The sequence below is a fragment of the Desulfogranum aggregans genome, from assembly GCF_055398265.1.
This window is the reverse complement of record NZ_AP042447.1, coordinates 189128-206689: the sequence shown is the minus strand read 5'-3', so window position 1 is coordinate 206689 and position 17562 is coordinate 189128. Positions and strand designations below refer to the sequence as shown.

General features: G+C 43.8%; 13 protein-coding genes and 2 pseudogenes. 3 read left to right on the top strand and 12 right to left on the bottom strand.

Annotated elements, in window-relative coordinates; translation table 11 throughout:
* The 6 genes and pseudogenes from ACZ52Z_RS00920 to ACZ52Z_RS00895 form a co-directional block, all read right to left on the bottom strand.
* A complete protein-coding gene (locus ACZ52Z_RS00920) occupies positions 1–579 on the bottom strand; it encodes an SH3 domain-containing protein (protein ID WP_464268882.1) in 579 nt (192 codons plus the stop codon).
* A gap of 429 nt (positions 580–1008) precedes the next feature.
* Positions 1009–1368: a hypothetical protein gene (locus ACZ52Z_RS00915; RefSeq protein WP_464268881.1), complete on the bottom strand. Its 360-nt coding sequence runs from the start codon at positions 1366–1368 to the stop codon at positions 1009–1011.
* 411 nt (positions 1369–1779) lie between these two features.
* Positions 1780–2121 (bottom strand): annotated as a pseudogene (locus ACZ52Z_RS00910) (KamA family radical SAM protein); the annotation flags it as partial.
* 8 nt (positions 2122–2129) lie between these two features.
* Positions 2130–3653: an IS5 family transposase gene (locus ACZ52Z_RS00905; protein WP_464267038.1), complete on the bottom strand. Its 1524-nt coding sequence runs from the start codon at positions 3651–3653 to the stop codon at positions 2130–2132.
* Between the two features lie 112 nt (positions 3654–3765).
* Positions 3766–4539 carry a KamA family radical SAM protein gene (locus tag ACZ52Z_RS00900; RefSeq protein WP_464268880.1) on the bottom strand — a complete coding sequence of 258 codons (774 nt, stop codon included), beginning with the start codon at positions 4537–4539 and terminating at the stop codon, positions 3766–3768.
* Between the two features lie 412 nt (positions 4540–4951).
* Complete coding sequence (locus ACZ52Z_RS00895; protein WP_464268879.1) at positions 4952–6136, bottom strand: KamA family radical SAM protein; 1185 nt, start codon at positions 6134–6136, stop codon at positions 4952–4954.
* A gap of 168 nt (positions 6137–6304) precedes the next feature.
* Here ACZ52Z_RS00895 and ACZ52Z_RS00890 point away from each other — a divergent pair, with 168 nt between their 5' ends.
* Positions 6305–6568: a hypothetical protein gene (locus ACZ52Z_RS00890; RefSeq protein ID WP_464268878.1), complete on the top strand. Its 264-nt coding sequence runs from the start codon at positions 6305–6307 to the stop codon at positions 6566–6568.
* 93 nt (positions 6569–6661) lie between these two features.
* Here the strand turns inward: ACZ52Z_RS00890 and ACZ52Z_RS00885 are convergent.
* Positions 6662–6979: pseudogene (locus ACZ52Z_RS00885) on the bottom strand (ATP-binding cassette domain-containing protein); the annotation flags it as partial.
* 430 nt (positions 6980–7409) lie between these two features.
* Here ACZ52Z_RS00885 and ACZ52Z_RS00880 point away from each other — a divergent pair.
* Complete coding sequence (locus ACZ52Z_RS00880; protein ID WP_464268877.1) at positions 7410–7919, top strand: MarR family winged helix-turn-helix transcriptional regulator; 510 nt, start codon at positions 7410–7412, stop codon at positions 7917–7919.
* 773 nt (positions 7920–8692) lie between these two features.
* Here the strand turns inward: ACZ52Z_RS00880 and ACZ52Z_RS00875 are convergent.
* From ACZ52Z_RS00875 to ACZ52Z_RS00855, 5 genes are all read right to left on the bottom strand, one after another.
* Positions 8693–9091, bottom strand: coding sequence for a c-type cytochrome (locus ACZ52Z_RS00875; protein WP_464268876.1), 399 nt, complete (start codon positions 9089–9091; stop codon positions 8693–8695).
* A 32-nt stretch (positions 9092–9123) separates the two neighbouring features.
* Positions 9124–11490, bottom strand: a complete 2367-nt coding sequence (locus tag ACZ52Z_RS00870; protein ID WP_464268875.1) for a multicopper oxidase domain-containing protein — start codon at positions 11488–11490, stop codon at positions 9124–9126.
* 369 nt (positions 11491–11859) lie between these two features.
* Positions 11860–12396: a DUF305 domain-containing protein gene (locus tag ACZ52Z_RS00865; RefSeq protein WP_464268874.1), complete on the bottom strand. Its 537-nt coding sequence runs from the start codon at positions 12394–12396 to the stop codon at positions 11860–11862.
* 107 nt (positions 12397–12503) lie between these two features.
* On the bottom strand, positions 12504–12689 hold the full coding sequence (locus ACZ52Z_RS00860; RefSeq protein ID WP_464268873.1) for an SHOCT domain-containing protein: 186 nt from the start codon (positions 12687–12689) through the stop codon (positions 12504–12506).
* A 175-nt stretch (positions 12690–12864) separates the two neighbouring features.
* A complete protein-coding gene (locus tag ACZ52Z_RS00855; protein WP_464268872.1) occupies positions 12865–15243 on the bottom strand; it encodes a heavy metal translocating P-type ATPase in 2379 nt (792 codons plus the stop codon).
* A gap of 493 nt (positions 15244–15736) precedes the next feature.
* Here ACZ52Z_RS00855 and ACZ52Z_RS00850 point away from each other — a divergent pair, with 493 nt between their 5' ends.
* Entirely contained in the window at positions 15737–17557 is a 1821-nt protein-coding gene (locus tag ACZ52Z_RS00850) for a SpoIIE family protein phosphatase (RefSeq protein ID WP_464268871.1), read from the top strand.
* Positions 17558–17562: the final 5 nt, after the last annotated feature.

Here is a 17562-nt window from a genome sequence, read left to right as displayed (position 1 = left end):
TTAATCAACAGGCTTTTTCCAGCGAGGTCCAGAAGGAGCATAACTATTAGACTTCTTAGATGGCATTTGTGTCATGTTTGATGTCTTTTCATAGGTTGTATGTTTTTCTACCTCCGGCCACAATAGGCTTGATTTAATCCAGCCAGAAGTACCTTCGCCAGCAATCACTTTCACCCAACCTCTTTCTTCAGCTAATTTCCGAAGAATTACCTGTCGTTCAACACGGGCTTTAAGTTGAGAGTTTAATGATGGGCCTGACATCATCTTCGCCCCCTGTTGGGAGGAAACAATCACTGTATTACACGTAGTAACATCATGAGATTGAACCCATCCAGCATCTTGCTCAAAATCACTCACGTATAGCCACTGCCCTTGCTTTTGCAAAATTTTTAGCGGGAACCCCTTGAACACTTCCATAACTACTGAACTATTGACACTTGGTCCTTTTCTAATTTCAATCATTTCTTTATCAATACTTACAAAACTAAAAGCATCAGCAAATACAAATCCAAATATAAATTCAGAGAAAAAAATTAATATAGTAAAAAGAATAATAGATACATTTTTTTTAATTAGCATAACATAACTCTAACATTTTAATGCATTTTAAGAAAATGATTTCAATTTAGCCCAAATTACATAATCCCCGATATTCGCAACTGGTTTATAAATTGAATTGTGTTATAAAATTAATCACCAGTCAATTACAATAAGTATATTCTTCTCCAAGGAGGCGCTTTGAGCTTAGCGCCACCAGGTTAAAATTAATAATTTCTTGAAGTTATGCGAGTTTAATTTATTCCTATTGCTCTTCAGGGAGAAGGGGGCAAGGATGCGGCCACCTACCAGATGGATCAAAATCGGCAAGGTACAGAAAAGTAGGTAAAACCGTTGAAGCTATCTTCGTATTGAGGCTATCTTGGGATCTCTAAAAAATGCTACTGTTAGGTAAGTGAGAAAGCAAATCCTGTTTTCCATTTTTTACTTATCAACCACCAACACTAGATATTACCCCATGGCCAATTTTAAAAAAAGATAACACCAATGGGCAGCAAGGTCGGACAAGACTCCTCTGGAGTAATGCCTCTGCTGAACAAGGGCTCCAGAATGCTCGTTGTGATTTGGAAAATGAAAAAGCAAAAACAGCAAGGTACTTTCGATTGCTGATTCGGTGTCAGTATTCTCAGAATCTTCTTTTATATTTTGCCGGGCTTGAATTATTTTTTTAGAGAGCAGCCAGAGCAAAGCACTTCCTATGCCAATAATCGGCAGTGTCAGTATTGCTTTTGCAGCTTCTGTGAACTGATAACCAACTTCGAGAAGTCCCTGAGCGGTGCGCAGGGAAAGGCAAAGCCCCAGAAGTAGCATAATTCTATATCCTACCTTGGCCACAACATCATTGACTTTTATGATCCGAAGATCGTGCTGTTTTGGCGCAAATAGCGAGTGTCCAAGCCAATGTGACCAACAATTAAAAATATGACAACCAGCGGGAGGTATGAGATTGTTTTTCTTCAAACCCAGAGAATTGAGTTGTAAAAGATAAAATGCTCCCAGGATCAAGCCGGTGCCTATACTGGACAGAAGCAGATGGTTCAGGTTGATGGCAATTGCTGGCCAGTTAATGGTTTTTTCATCACTGAAAGCATCGTATATTTTTTTAAACGTCGTAAAATAAATCCATGGATGAAGGTTACGGTAATAATTCCCAGAATGAACAGAGACAATGACAGAGGAAGACGCTCCTTGAGCATCGAGCTGGCCAAGGGATAATTAAATCTATTCAGGTATAAATGGCAGGGTAGTAGTCTGCCCTTTATGGTTTGTCAACGTATACTCCTGCTCATCCTTACCGGTAATATAGTAGTCAGGCATCAACGGAATTTTGCCTATATTGGTGGCAACCACGTACATTGGCTGGGCAAGACCTGTTGTATGTCCTCGCAAAGCGTCACGAATCAACTCAGCCCCTTTTTCTACCGGTGTGCGGAAATGATCAATTCCCGGTGCCGCTTCACAATAAAAAACGTAATACGGTTTGATCCTTACTCTAAGAAGTTTTTGATGCAACTCCTTGAAGGTAGCTACATCATCATTAATTCCTTTAAGTAGGGTTTGCTGAACAACGATTAACCACTTGCGGCTTCGATGGCTTTAAACCCGGCCAAAAGGCAAGAAAGTTTATGAGGCGTCCACCAAACATTCGCAAATCGAGCTTTTGTTCTTTGAAAAAATAATAAAACGACGATGGCCAGCCACCGTTTCAGGTTCATTACCAAGAAACTGATCATGATTGCGGTTTCACTGGTACATGACAGCTTGGTCATGATCCGGTTCAAACTATAGCGGCGTTTGCCTTGACCGAACTTGCCCTCAACCGCATTTCTGTCAATTTCATCCTGCCTGGCCTGCTGTTTTGCTGCTTGGAGTGCTTTGGCATTTTCCTGGGTCACTTTTGGCGGTCGGCCAAGCCTGGGGCCAGACAATCGAATCTGGTGGTGCTTGCAATATCGGCGGTTTTCGCGGTTACGATAAATTTTATCGGCATGCACCGATTCCGGGTAGCAACCATATCGCGTACGATACGCCTCGATTTGAGCAATAAGGTCACAACTTTCATTGTAGTTGTCCCAACTGATATGGTCGACAAAGCTGATGCCGTGCACAAGGCTGATACTGATTTTGGCCCCGAACTCAGTGTCAGCAGCAGCTTTACCACGCTTGATCGGTCGAACATGCGGTTGACTAATGCTGACAATACGGTCATCAATACGATGACTGCGGTTCTCGTACATCCACTGTTGTTGGCGGTATACCTCAGAAATCACCAGCAGCTCTTTATAATGGCGACGGCCGAGCAGTGTAAATCCTTGATGCTCACCAAGTTGATCAATGGAGTTGAGATTGCGCCGCAGATACCCTAATTGCCGACGGAGGCACTTTCGAATCTTTTTGCGACTCATCCGCTTGTCTTTGGCAATAGACAAAAATTGTCTTCTGGCTCGTTGACGGTAGGTGCGCGGCTTCTTATATCCTCGTCCTCTGGCTTCATGCAGGATATCAATGATCTGCTCACTCTTCTCACGGGCCTTGTTGAGGAGTTTGATATCGGTGGGATAGGTGATATCCGCAGGAGCACATGTGGCATCCACCAGCAACTGGCCGCTGTTGCGAGATGGTTTTTGGTCGCTCGTCGTCTCGGTATCGGTTCCTGGGGGTGTTTGGCCGGGTGCCGGTGGGTCCTGATCTCCGTGCATCTTCTCTGCAATGGCATTGTTGACCTCGCTCAACACATCTGCCGGAAAGCGTTTACGGAAATGGACAAACATGGAGGCGTCAAACGGTGGCATGGTGATGAAGGACTTGAGCCCGCAAAAGTACTGCAGATACGGATTTTCCGTGATCTGCTCAACGCATAATCTGTCACTGACACCTAGTTCTTCTTTGATGATCAGTGCGGCGAGGGCCATTCTCACAGAGAGAGCCGGGTGCCCGGTACCGGATTTCGAGAAATTTTCCCTATAGCGTTCTTCGAACTGCACCCAGGGGATCAAGGCAGCTAATTTTACCCATTTGTTGTCAGGTGCCAGCTCTCCATGAAAGGGTAGAGAAAATTCAGGGAGTTCGAGCTGCTTCTGATTATGCTTGTACATGGTGTTACTGTCGGAAGGTGCAAGGGTTTTGGAAGGTGTCAGCCGTTTTCTGTGCACTTACGACGCCGATTATACTATTTTTTAAACACAAATTCATGGTCTTGCTTGTTGCTCAGCAAGCCCTAAGTAATACGGCCTGGTTCCCTACATTGACGCCGCAGGTATTCAGATCATAGACAGCTCTTGCAACTTCATCGGTCAGCTCTTTCGGGTGGTTACACTGTGTGTTGAGCCAGATTGGCACTTTATGGTATCCACCGAGAATCTCTTTGAGATCCTTTGTAATTCTTTGCGGTAAAACAATCGGTGCGCGTGATCCGAAACGAATTATTTCGATATGCTCCATCCCCCTCAACCGATCGATGAGATATGCAATTTTCTCATCCGGGAGCAACAAAGGGTCTCCTCCGGTTATCAGCACATCCCTAACTTCAGGGTGCTGAGATATCCACTCCAGCCCTTCTTCAAAGTCGAAGTTGAGTCGTAAATCCTTATTCACGACTAATTCCTTGCGAAAACAGTGACGGCAGTAAATGGTACAAGTCTGATTGACAGTGAAGGCAACACGGTCTTTGTATTGACGGGCAATGGTATCTGGCCGATTTTCTTCATTATCTCGATTTTCTTTCCATATCAGATAATTATCCATGCCATAGACATTATTTTGTTCTTCACTCGAGGGGATAACCTGTCTGCGGATTGGACATGTGGGATCGTCTCGGTTCATCAGGGATGCGAAATATGGAGTAGTACCCCAAGTAGTTGTATTTGACTCCAAGGCCTTGCGCTCATTTTCTGTCAGGTTGACATGTTCTTCCAATCGCCCAATTGTATTGACAAAATTGCTCAACTGAGCCTGCCAGTCCTGCATATTATTTAATGACATGATCTATCTCTTGTGGTTGATATTAATTGAAGTGTTGTACTCTGTTTTACGAGGTAGTGAGCAGGCAATGACTCATGACGACAAGGCTGCCCTGCGTAGAGAGGGGTGGGCTTGAAACGGATGATCAGGTAAAATCAAAAACAGTAGAAATTCGGTGTAATCTGATTGCTAAACACCAATAGTTTCTCAGGACGTTAATGAAACACCTTGCTTCTCAGGAGGGAGAACAAATGATTCACAAATCAAGACTCGCCCCCGTGGATCACAGGGGCTGGTCTGTGAGGGTAAACACGCCGTAGCTCCTAACTGCTGAACACCCTCTCTTCCAGGTTCGTTTTGCCTCCTCCCAATTGAGTATGGCATATAACACTCACCCGAAGAGTTAATGAAATTTGCGGGCTAAAACCGATTTTCATTCAATCAGTTGTAAGTCATCAAGCCATCCTGCGCTTTCTGTCATTTTACCCATGAGAATGCGAGAGGCTTCTTCAGGATGTTCGGGACGGGCATGAATCTGGCTCATCACCAAGGTGTCGTCCTTGCGACCACAGATCTCTATTTTTCCGATATCATGGCCCATGATAAACTTAAATCGTTTTGCATAGCCGTCCAGCCGACGCTTAGCTTCTGATACAATGTCGACCCCACGTTTCAGAGGCACCTGGAAATGATGCCTGACGCGTGAAACAGGCATACACTGATACAAGTAGTAGGGATTCACACCAAAACGCACGAGTCCGTTCATCAAGTCTTCAATATCCTCAACAGAGTCATTGACACCTTGTAGAAACACTGCCTGGTTATTGACGGTTATGCCGCTATTGCGGATACGCATAACAGCCTCCTTTGACAGATCGGTAAGCTCGTTGACGTGATTGAAATGGGTGGGGATGTAGAGAGTCTTATGCTGGTTGAATTCTCGCAAGACCTCAATCAGCTCATCGTCCAAATAGCGCAGAGGGTATACCACCGGAGTTCGTGTTCCTATACGAACATAATTTACATGCTCTATCTCCTTCAAAGGCTCAAGCATCCTGGCAATTACGCTTGTTGACAACATCATGGGATCTCCCCCTGAAATTATCACATTGGTAATTTCCTTGTGTCTGGCAATATACTTGGCAGCATTCTGAAAATTCTCTACGGTCTTGTCATTGGCCAATCCGACAATTCGCTTTCTAAAGCAGTGTCGACAGTACATCGAGCAGTATTCGGTGGCCACAACCAAGGCGGAGTAAGGGTACTTATGCAGAATCCCATTACCCTTGTTATGTTTGTCATCACCGTATGGGTCACCGGTTGTTTCTCCCATCTGGCCAGCCACAACTAGTTCTTCAGCAGTGGGTATTGCAAGTTTTCGGATGGGATCGTCAGGGTCTTTGTGGTTGATGAGACTGAGATAGTAGCGTGGGATATTCATGGGATGATTATCCAACACTTCCTGGAGGGAGTGTTCCTCCTCTTCTGTTAGAGGAAAATACTTCTTGAGCGCTTGTAAAGAACTCACATTATTAGCAAGTTCTTTATTCCATGCCAGCTTCTCAAAATCGATCGAGTCTAATTTTTGCGATGGCTCGTCATCGCTTACTTCATCCATTTTTTTCATCTCCTGAAAAATAGTACTCATAGTAACAAGCAGGCCTCACCCCAGTCCGCATATTTCATGAAATATGCGGACTGGAGAATCAACTCAATGCATTACCTGCTTTGATCTGGTTATTCTCTTCTTAGGCGCCTTCTCAACGAACATCCGGATGGAGGATAAATGAGCTTTTCAATTTTCATTCATTCCTCTGCTCAAAAGCGATACACTATCAAGAAAGATAACCTTCTCCTTGCTTCACTGGAGTGTTCGCTAATTCCTGGATTGGCTGATGTTAGAATTGAAAGTTCTGATTTGGATGCTTTTCCGGTTGTGTTTTTCCATATTGCTGTTCCAGAAAACGAACAAAATCATCCAGTGAATAGTTTTATGGATATTCTTGAAAAAACTGCCTTTCCAGACTCCACCTTTCCGCTTCATTATTGATTTTCCATGTATGAGAACGGAGCCTAGATCACTTGCTTTCATGATAGATTGTACTGTTGATGGTTGAGGATATCGGCCGGGAGGGTCTTTCGGTTAGCCAGCCTCAAATACAGCATCAAGAAATCTCTTTGTCGGTTCTTTTTGCGGGCTGCCCAAAAGCTCGTCAGGCGCGCCCTGTTCCTCTATTCTGCCGTTATAAAAGAAACAGACCCTGTCTGAAATTTCCCGGGCGAAACCAATCTGTTGAGTCACCATCAACATGGTGAGGTTATGCTTGCTGACCAATTGACAAATAACCTTTGTTACCTCGCCGATTACCTCGGGATCAAGCGCAGAGGTGACCTCGTCAAACAGCATAACTTTAGGCCGCATTGCAAGAGCTCTGGCAATTGCAACCCTCTGTTGTTGACCTCTCCCTATAATTTTACGATAAGCCCTCTTATTCTTCTGAAGGAAATTATACAGTCTACAAAGCAAAATGTCAATTGTACACATATTAACAAGCTGCCATATAACCGAAGTTCTGCCCCCCTGGCACACGCAAAAAAAACACATATAATTGATATATCATCACATTGCACAAAAAGAAAACAGCCGGTAAACCAAGTGCTAAAACATTGTGCACATAGTTTATATTGCATTGTAGACTATGTATTTATGGTTTTCATGCCTACCCACTGGTGCAATCTAATGAAAATCTCGAAGACTCAGAAACGAATCAAATGATATATGTTAGCGCTTGGTCTATAATATTGTTGAAGAAACCAGGGGATGGATAATGATTCCCGGCCGCCGATTGTTGAACAAAAACAGCCAGACGTATTGAGATTTCTTAGGAAATATGGAGCAGAAGTTGAAAGATAATCAAAGCCAACGAAGCAAAGAGTTATTGATCGGTTTACGGAAAATCACCCAGGCAATTGACCTGCACTCCAAACACCTTCTCAAAACAGTGGGAATTACAAGCCCGCAACTGGTCATCTTGCAGGAATTGGCTCAATATGAATCGCTCTCTGTCTCTGAGTTGTCTAAATCTGTCTCGTTAAGCCAAGGAACTGTCACTGAAATCCTGAACCGATTGGGGAAGAAGGATCTTATCTCGAGAAGAAAATCGGAGCTGGATAAACGTCGATCACTCATATCTATAACGGAGGCTGGGACTCAATTACTACAGAACGCACCATCCCCATTGCAGGATGACTTTACCGAGTCCTTTCACTCCTTAAGAGACTGGGAGCAGCTCATGATTTTAAGCTCAATTGACAGAATTGTAAATATGATGTCGGCAGAAAAAATTGAAGCGTCTCCTTTTCTGGTTGCCGGACCTATAGAAACCAATAAAGAAACTTAACGACAGGAGAATTTTCTCAAAATCCAGAATCCGAAAAGTGGCAGACCGGAGGAGACAGTTTATGTTCCACGTAAAATCCCGGCAAAGTTAAACGAATACGTGAAAGCCCATAATTGCCATGATATTGAGCGGATTTTTCCTATTCATATGTTACAGCATGGTCAATGGTGAAGAAGTCAGGGGAAATAGTCAACATAAACCTTAAACCGCATGATCTTCGCCGGCATGCAGCAACTTTTGCCTCAATATCTGGAACTCCCATAGAAATGGTCAGCAAAGTTATTTTGCGACATGCGAATTTTTCAACTACTCAACACCACCTTGGAAAAGTGAATGACACAGAGACAATACGTTGGATAGAAACACTTTATGGATAGGGTAAATGCGACGGGCTTGAACATGACCTCGCCCGATATCTGCAAAAATAAGGTGCGGAAGCTACGCTGGGTTAGACCTCTAAATCGAAATCCTGTGAAATTAGGCCATATACCAACATTTGTTCGGTCAGGTGAATGTACCTTGCCTGTAGTCCCACTGGCAAGTTCACAAGAGCTTGTTGTACTGCTTCGTTTTAGTAAACAAGTTCCCATTCCAGGGGCAACAATATTAACATAGATGTTAACACTATCATGGACAATCTTAAATCCAACATTTCGTAGTTTTGGGCAGAATTTAAGGGTGACCAATCTTTCTGGATAGGAATTATACGTAAAGTTTGCCACAAATAAAAACAACACAAACTCCGCTTTGTTAATAGCCAGATAGTATTGCAATCATTTCTCTTTTGTAGCTTGTTTTATGGCAGTGATAATCGACCATATTTCCTTATCCGTAAGTACTTCTTTAAAGGCTGGCATATCACCTCTACCTTCACGTATTTTCCAGAAAAATCCTCCCTCACTGTGCATCTTCAAGTTTTTCATCAGATCCGGCGTTGGCTTGCTGAGACCAGTCGACTCGACCGTCATACCCTGCATATCGTCACCATGACAATAGTTACAGTGCTGCCGGTACAAGGTTCTTCCGGTAGCAATAGTAAGCTCATTAGCGGCCAAAGGGTTGCGCAGCTCTGCAGCTTTCTTCGGTGCTTTCCACTCATGTGCTCTGGCAGTTCCGAGAATTACTCCCAGAACAGATAACAGCGTGATAGTAAACACACCAACATATTTCATAAAAATCCCCCCTTATTTTAAAAATTATCAGTCTAAAAACGAACCTGAACCCCTATCCCGACTCCATACTCTGAATGCCAGTTAGCTATCCCCAAGAAATCCTTATTGATCATATATTCGAGCTGAATCTTGCCCTCCCATAGTTCGTGGGTGTCATATTTTGCTTCCCCGTGAAGGCCAAGCCGTGGCGTCAGTTCAAATTCTTTTTCTAACATGAAACGCCCCCCCCCATCGGTGTCGAGCCAAGCTCCAAATTCGAGGTTCAAGGGTAAAAGGTAGTTAAGGCCAAACACCCCTCGTGTTTCTTCAGACTCAGAATCCTCACCCTCAATGTTCATCCCCGCAAAAAAAGAAGTAAATCGATTAATATAGTAACTAGCGCTAAGCAAACCTTCCCATTCTGTTTCTTCCACACCTTGCCAACCGACCTCCCAGGTAGCCGAAAAATCCCAGCGTGAATTAGCAAGAGTCAGTTCGCCTTCGGTCATGGAATAAAGTATATCTGCCATGCCGTAAAAGTAGAAAGGATCTTTATAGATAAAATGTCTGACTGCTGCCGTCTCAGGCGATGGAGTGTATTGTTTGTAATGTATCACACGTGACATACCTGATTTCATGTGATAGAGCAGATGACAGTGAAAGAACCAGTCGCCAACTTCGTTTCCGTAAAACTCTATAACTGTAGTGTTCATGGGTGCCACGTCTACGGTATGTTTGAGCGGAGCTTTGCTACCCCGACCATTGAGTACCCTGAAAAAATGACCATGAAGATGCATCGGATGGTGCATCATAGTCCGGTTAATCATGATGAAGCGGGTGATCTCACCTTCTCTGATGACGATAGAGTCGCTCTCTGAGATTGGTTTGTTGTTGATAAACCAGGTATAGCGCTCCATATCGCCATCAAGAGTCAGTCTTATCTCGCGAACAGGGGCATCTTCCGGTAGACTTGAGGGAGTAGCAGAACTGAGCATTTTGTATGGGGTTTGTGGTCGCTTTGGTCCACCTTCACTGGCAAGATACGGACGCGAGGCAATATCAGGTACCAAGAGGCCAAAACTGGAACCATATGGCCGGGCTGAACCCGGATGCTCTTGCATAGTTGGCATAGATTGCGGCTGATGAGTTTCTGCCGAAATATCCATATCATGGCCTGCTTTGTTATCCGCGATGGAGTGATAATTCCTAGACATGGCGTACTGGCTTTTATTCTTGATACCAGGGGGATTTTCATCATGAGTTGGGGCGTGCATGAAATGGCCGGACATTGTGTCTTTCATGTTATGGGACATGCCGGATTGGTCAAACATTCCCTTGTCCACTGCCGTATCAGGCATGCCCATTGTCCCTGCAGGAGTTAAGGCAAAAATGGAGGTCATTTCACCATGGTTCATCGGTTGGTAGAGGTTCGGCTTTGGGATCATTTTGGCCGAGTGTTTGGCTCCGGAACCAAGCCAGGTAGAAGTATAACCCGAACCATCATGGGCAGTTGCCCGAAACTCATAGCTTCCATCGGATGGCAGGTCTAGGAGCAGATCATAGGTTTCAGCCACACCGATAAGGAAAAGGTCGCTTTTCACCGGCTCGACCAGTTGCCCGTCAGCGCTGACAATGGTCATTGGCCCCCCTCCAAAATTGAGATGAAAATAAGTCGTGGCAGAGCCATTTATCACACGCAAACGGATACGTTCTCCCGGTTTTGCTTCAAGTCGTGTTTCAGGTGAACCATTTGAGAGGAAATAGTCATAGGCTATGTCGGCAATATCCATGGCTGGCATTCGTTGCAATTCCCGCATGAAATAGTCACCCAGATGATTGACAGTTGCGGCGCCGAAAATTGACTGGGAAGAACCTTTTTCCAGAGCATACCAATGGCTGCCGCGTTTAAGCGTACGCAGTACTGAAGCAGGTTCTTCGGTTGTCCAATCCGATAGCAACAGGATCAGATCGCGGTCAACCTGGTGCTGGTTATCGGCAATTACGATGGAGCCGTACAGGCCTCTCTGCTCCTGTAGCTCTGAATGGGAGTGATACCAGTAAGTTCCGGTCTGCCTGATAGGGAACTCGTAAATAAATGTGGCCCCTGGTTGTATTGGAACCTGGGTAACATACGGAACTCCATCCATGGCGGGTGGCACCAAAAGGCCGTGCCAATGTACTGAGGTCGATACGTCCATCCTGTTTTCGACATGGATACGTGCCAGATCACCTTCTTCAAAATAGAGCGTCGGACCAGGTATCGAACCGTTGATGGTCATGCCGGAAGCATGTTTGTCGCCGATCCGGACCTCCTGTTGATCGATAACCAAGCGGTATTCTCGGACCATGCCGTATCCGGTCGAAGAAAATAATAAAATCAGAAAAATGAAACCGAAAGACAACTTGATATGTTCAGCCATGGTAAGATACTCCTTTCATTGTAAAGACCTCCTAAAGGCCTTGCAGGAGGTCGAAAAAACAACAGACAATTTAGGGAAACTAACTATGTCGCAAAAACGGTAAGCCTGGATAACCTCCTGACCACAGTAACAACAGGATGGAGTTCAATCTCAAGAACACGATTTGGGCGAGTTCAAAGTTCGTACCCATTGTTTGTTCAGAATGATAAAAAAACAAGATTAACCCAACGAACAAGTATGGCGGCTGGCTTACTAAGCCTTAGACCAACCATCGTCATGAAATCTTTTTCTGTTCGTAATTACCATAAACTGTTTCTGGTGATTTTGGTGTGTTAACCATGTATAGGACAGATATCTTGGTTCTTAATCTCACATGCCTGAAAATTGCGGCACAGGCCTTGCTGTGGCTTCTAGCCGGTCCGCTGCTATACCGTTAGTTTTGATATCTTCAATCAGCCACTCCATTTCTTTGATTTCTCTTCGCTGTGCAGCAATAATTTTATCTGCGAGTTCACGTACACGTGGATCTGAAATTTTGGCTCGCTCACTTGTAAGAATAGCAATTGAGTGATGCGGTATCATACCTTCCATGTAATCAACTCCTGTTACAGTCACCTGACTCCGGACAAGCCATACAGATATGAGTAGCAGTATGGCGGCTCCAGTAAAAATGACCATGTTGACTCTGCTGTTTTTATACATATCGAGCATAAAAGACAGCATGACAATCATCATTGCACCACCCATTATAAAGGTCATAAACAATCGCGTTTCACTGAACCTGGCATGATTAATGATCTGGTAAGAATGTAAATACATCAAAAAGAACATCACCACCATTGATGTTCCAATCATTGCGATGAATCTCAAATATTTTTTAATGCTGCCTTTGTTTTTTTTCTGCATATGGTTTTCCTCTCTATGGCATTAATCCACTGTTATACGATCATAATCTTTGTCAATTGACAACAGTCCTAACCAACTCGATACCTTTGTCCAAAACGATACAATGCTTAATCTTCGAGCTCGTTTTTGAGCCGCTCAAATTCTTCTTTATCTATTTCTCCACTGGCATAGCGGTTCTTGAGAATATCGAGATAATTCTGCGGTGGGGAATTATCTTTTTTATGCACATCATTTCTCCGCGAAAAAATAAAATAGATAATTGCCCCTCCTATGAGAAGGTAGATGAGCCACATGAACATCCCTCCAAAGCCTCCGCCCATCATGTGATTCCATCCCTGGAAGGACTGGCCCATTCTCTGGTGGGAGCAACCTGATAAGACCACCAAAGGAACTGTCAAAACGAGAAAAACGAGAAAAACGAGATACTTTCTTTTCATGTTATTGTTCATGTCAACACCGTGGATTAAATTAGTCGATTTCTTTATGGTGCAGTCTCAGAGCATTACCGATAACAGAAACAGATGACAGGCTCATGGCGGCTGCCGCTATGATTGGAGAAAGCAAGATGCCCCAAAAAGGATACAAAATTCCTGCGGCGACTGGTATTCCCAGCCCATTGTAGATGAATGCAAAAAACAAATTCTGTTTGATATTGGTCATAGTCGCATTGGAAAGGATTTTTGCACGAACAATTCCATTGAGATCGCCTTTTACGAGCGTTACTCCGGCTGATTCCATAGCCACGTCAGTTCCGGTACCCATTGCTATGCCAACATCAGCCTGAGCCAGAGCAGGCGCATCATTGATGCCGTCCCCTGCCATAGCAACGACACTGCCATTATTCTGGAATTCTTTTATTTTTTCTGCTTTTTGCTCTGGCAGGACTTCTGGTATCACCTCATCTATATTGAGATTTGCAGCGACCGCATTGGCAGTGGAGCGGTTATCGCCGGTTAGCATGACAATCCGCAACCCTTCGTCGTGGAGCTTTGAAATTGCGTCCGGCGTGGTTTCTTTTATCGGATCGGACACGGCCAGTAAGCCAGCCAGTTTATTGTCTATTGCAACATGCATAACGGTACGGCCATCATCGCGCATTTGATCGGCTTCATCATCATGAGAAGAGATATCTATGCCAAACTCTTCCATCAGTTTCAGGTTGCCAAGCAATACGATAGCATCGTCAACATTGCCAGAGACACCCTTTCCGGTATGCGATTCAAATTCGGTGGTGTCGGTTAGGGCTATATCGCGTTTTTTTGCATTGCGGACAATCGCTTCAGCCAAGGGATGCTCGCTGACCCTTTCCAGGCTTGCAGCATGGAAAAGTAATGTATTTTCGGACATACCTTCTACTGGTACGACATCCGTCAGCTCCGGCTGACCCTTGGTAAGCGTACCGGTCTTGTCGACAACAAGCGTGTCAATTTTACGCAGGGTTTCTATTGCTTCAGCATTTTTGAAAAGAACTCCCAAGCTTGCGCCTTTACCTGTCGCAACCATGATCGACATTGGCGTGGCAAGTCCAAGTGCGCAGGGACAGGCTATAATAAGTACTGATACTGAAACAATGAGCGCGTAAGCCAGCTGCGGTTCCGGGCCATAAAAAAACCATATAAAAAAGGCAATAATTGATACGCCTATTACGGTTGGAACAAAATAGCTGGCCACGACATCCGCCAGCTTTTGAATAGGAGCACGGCTGCGCTGTGCTTCAGCGACCATGTGTACAATTTGGGAAAGAACTGTATCGTTACCAATTTTGTCGGCACGAATAGTCAAGGAACCTGTACCGTTGACGGTAGCGCCGATGACTTCATCATCACGTTCTTTTTTGACAGGGACCGGTTCGCCCGAGATCATCGATTCATCTACTGAACTCGAACCATCCGTCACGACTCCGTCAACCGGTATTTTTTCACCAGGCCGCACTCTCAGTAAATCATCAACCTGAACATCTTCAAGAGGAATATCTGTTTCATTACCGGCATCGTCAATTTTGTGAGCCGTTTTGGGAGCGAGACCGAGTAATGACTTAATAGCTACTCCTGTCTGATTGCGTGCTCTCAGTTCAAGGACTTGACCCAAGAGTATCAGGGTTACGATCACTGCAGATGCTTCGAAGTAGACTCCAACGGCTCCATCAGGCCCGCGTACGGCCTCAGGAAATATCATTGGAAATATCACTGCGATAACGCTGTAGACATATGCCATGGAAACGCCGAGACCTATGAGCGTAAACATATTAAGGCTACGTTGACGCAATGAATCTATCGCTCGCACCAGAAATACCCTTCCACACCAGAGGACTACAGGAGTTGCCAGAAACAATTCTATCCAGCCAAGGGTTTGTGGAGAAGCTAGCTCTTCGACATATTGTCCGCCCGGAAGCATACCCCGCATAGCAATGATCATCAACGGCAGAGTAAAAACTGCGCCAACAATAAATCGTTTACGCATATCGAAATATTCCTCTTTGTCCTCCTCTTCAAGACTGACCGTCATCGGTTCCAGCGCCATCCCGCACTTGGGACATGAACCTGGTTCATCCTTAATCACTTCCGGATGCATAGGACAGGTGTATTGATTATTGGAATCCGTTTTTGTCGATGAGTTACTATCCTTTTTGTCGTTGTACTCATCTAAATAGATTTTTGGGTTTCTCTTGAACTTTTCAAGACAGTGTTCACTGCAGAAATAATATCTGTTTTCCTTGTAACGGTGCAGGATCAATTCATCTTTATCTTCAGTTCCCATACCGCACACAGGATCGACATAATTCTGATTTGAACTATGATCTGTTTTTGATGTTTTCTCTCCAGGGTTATTGTCGTCAGTCTCAGTCATTGGAAAACCTCATATATGCGAAAAGATGAATCTTTGTTCTGCATTTTGAGCTACCATTTGAAAAGCAAATATTACACCAGCAATTATTCATATATCTGTTTTTCTGGATTCTCTCGAAAAAACAGGTATAGCAAAGGGTTAGTAAGAATTAGTAGCTAGGCCTTTCCCACAATGAGGTATTCCCATCAATAATAGTCTGGTAAGGCAGGATGAAAATCCTGAAAAACAGGACAGTAGTAGTGTCGGCCCGGTAGCTTAATGCATAGCCTCTCATTGAAACAAAAAAAATGATGCTGCTCGTCTAGCTGTGCGCCGTTTTCTGAGATACAAACATAATTCTAAATTATGCCAATGGTTTTTCCCTGAATGAAAAAAATAGCTGATTATTTCTCAGCTCTTTATGACAAAAACGACAAAAATGTATATGATTTATCTTATATTTATTTGGTTTATTCATTTTCCGGTATTGACCTCTCAATAAACAGATAATTTTATGTACCAACCGAAAACGCTGAGCCAACGAACGTTGGTGCTTATTATAATACCTGTTTTTCTTTTTTTATCCCTGACAGGTTTTGTTGGTTTTATAGGTGTTCGCAACGTACTGGTTGACCAGTGGGGAGAGACGGCGCTGGCTCAACTCGAAAAAGCGGCTCATAATATCGACATGCAGCTTGATCGACCCAAGCAACTCCTTTCACTTCTCGAGGGCTTGACCAAAAAAGATTTTGATGATGGATTTCATGATTTTATTCTAAAAAGATTGTATCAAATCAAGGGTGTTACTGAGATTAGAGCCGAATGGCCAAAGGAAATTAAAAAAAATGGTCTCATTATGAGACGGCATATGCGTTACTGGAGCGACAGCAATAACGCTACGGAGGAAATCTCGGCAGTTAGTCCTCCTCTCTATGAAGTAGGGTTAGAGGAAAAAACTGTTCTTCTCCGTACCCAACTGGTAAACCCGGAACATGAAGTCACGGGTAATATTGAAATTGGTCTTGATTTTGAACAACTCATAGCACAGACAATTCAATCTCAATGGTGGAACATCTATAAAGCCTATATTGTTGATGAAGGTGGAAATATTCTTGCTCAGACAATTAATGGCGATAAAAAAACAGGTATCATTTCGACCCACAGGTTTGGCGAAGATGATATACTTGAACATAATACATTTATAGCCTTACAAAAAAAGGAATCAGGTATTGTCTTTGGCGAAGGCTCCCCACCAGAGGAAATAAGCGGGTTTTACCGATTAAAGCAAGCAAATTGGACCTTGGTGATTATCGCCCCTGGCGAGAAGGTCTTACAGCCGCTGATCAAATTCAGAATCGCTTATATTATCACCGCTCTGTCATGTATAACGATCTTGCTATGGTTTATTCTTTCCAGCCTGAAACAGACCACACAGTCAATCGTGCAGGTATCAAAAGCAGCTGATGAATTGGCAAATGGCAAATTCAGCAAACCTTTTAAAATTACTACAAAAGATGAAATTGGTGACTTGCTTTACAGTTTTAACCGTATGACTTCGCAAATCAAGCGTGGGATGCAGTTGAAAAAAGCAATGGAAATTGCCCAAGAGGTACAGATGACACTCTTACCTCAAAACGATTATACTGATACTGGAATAACTGCAGCTGGTATTAGTCTCTATTGTGATGAAACCGGAGGTGATTATTTTGATTTCATTGAGTCTGAAATTCATGCTGGTAGGCTACATGTTGCTGTAGGTGATGTTGTTGGCCACGGTATTGGTGCAGCCTTACTCATGGCAACACTTAGAGCTTTGCTGCGTGTTCGTGTCCAGCAACCTGGAGCGGCAGAAGAACATATTACCGATGTTAATCGCTACCTCTGTTGGGACACACTCCAGTATGGTAATTTTTCGACCTTGTTTTACCTCGAAATAGAACCATCTCCAAAGCAAGTCAAATGGGTGCGTGCCGGCCATGAACCTGCCCTGCTCTATACACCTGAAAATAATACCTTTGACGAGTTGCATGGAAAAGGATTGGTACTTGGCCTTGATACTGAGTTTCAATATGTGGGTAATACTTTAACTCTCACCCATTCCAGACATGTACTTATAATCGGCAGTGACGGGTTGTGGGAATTGAAAAATGAACAAAAGGAAAAATTTGGTAAAGATAGGGTGAAAAAAATTATTCGTGACAATTATCAAAGAGAACCTGCTCAAATAATCCAACGAATCACTGAGGAGGTAACATCTTTTCGAGGAAATGCGGAGCAGGCTGACGATATCACCCTTGTTGTAATTGTACTTGAACCAGATTGCATTGAGCAATAACTTCC

Excerpts from the sequence above, each read along its gene's own strand:
- ACZ52Z_RS00850 (WP_464268871.1), top strand. The coding sequence starts at position 15,737 with ATGTACCAACCGAAAACGCTGAGCCAACGAACGTTGGTGCTTATTATA.
- ACZ52Z_RS00875 (WP_464268876.1), bottom strand. The coding sequence starts at position 9,091 with ATGAAATATGTTGGTGTGTTTACTATCACGCTGTTATCTGTTCTGGGA.
- ACZ52Z_RS00900 (WP_464268880.1), bottom strand. The coding sequence starts at position 4,539 with ATGTCATTAAATAATATGCAGGACTGGCAGGCTCAGTTGAGCAATTTT.
- ACZ52Z_RS00915 (WP_464268881.1), bottom strand. The coding sequence starts at position 1,368 with ATGCTACTTCTGGGGCTTTGCCTTTCCCTGCGCACCGCTCAGGGACTT.
- ACZ52Z_RS00870 (WP_464268875.1), bottom strand. The coding sequence starts at position 11,490 with ATGGCTGAACATATCAAGTTGTCTTTCGGTTTCATTTTTCTGATTTTA.
- ACZ52Z_RS00860 (WP_464268873.1), bottom strand. The coding sequence starts at position 12,689 with ATGTGGCTCATCTACCTTCTCATAGGAGGGGCAATTATCTATTTTATT.
- ACZ52Z_RS00865 (WP_464268874.1), bottom strand. The coding sequence starts at position 12,396 with ATGCAGAAAAAAAACAAAGGCAGCATTAAAAAATATTTGAGATTCATC.
- ACZ52Z_RS00855 (WP_464268872.1), bottom strand. The coding sequence starts at position 15,243 with ATGACTGAGACTGACGACAATAACCCTGGAGAGAAAACATCAAAAACA.
- ACZ52Z_RS00920 (WP_464268882.1), bottom strand. The coding sequence starts at position 579 with ATGCTAATTAAAAAAAATGTATCTATTATTCTTTTTACTATATTAATT.
- ACZ52Z_RS00905 (WP_464267038.1), bottom strand. The coding sequence starts at position 3,653 with ATGTACAAGCATAATCAGAAGCAGCTCGAACTCCCTGAATTTTCTCTA.
- ACZ52Z_RS00880 (WP_464268877.1), top strand. The coding sequence starts at position 7,410 with ATGGAGCAGAAGTTGAAAGATAATCAAAGCCAACGAAGCAAAGAGTTA.
- ACZ52Z_RS00890 (WP_464268878.1), top strand. The coding sequence starts at position 6,305 with ATGAGCTTTTCAATTTTCATTCATTCCTCTGCTCAAAAGCGATACACT.
- ACZ52Z_RS00895 (WP_464268879.1), bottom strand. The coding sequence starts at position 6,136 with ATGGATGAAGTAAGCGATGACGAGCCATCGCAAAAATTAGACTCGATC.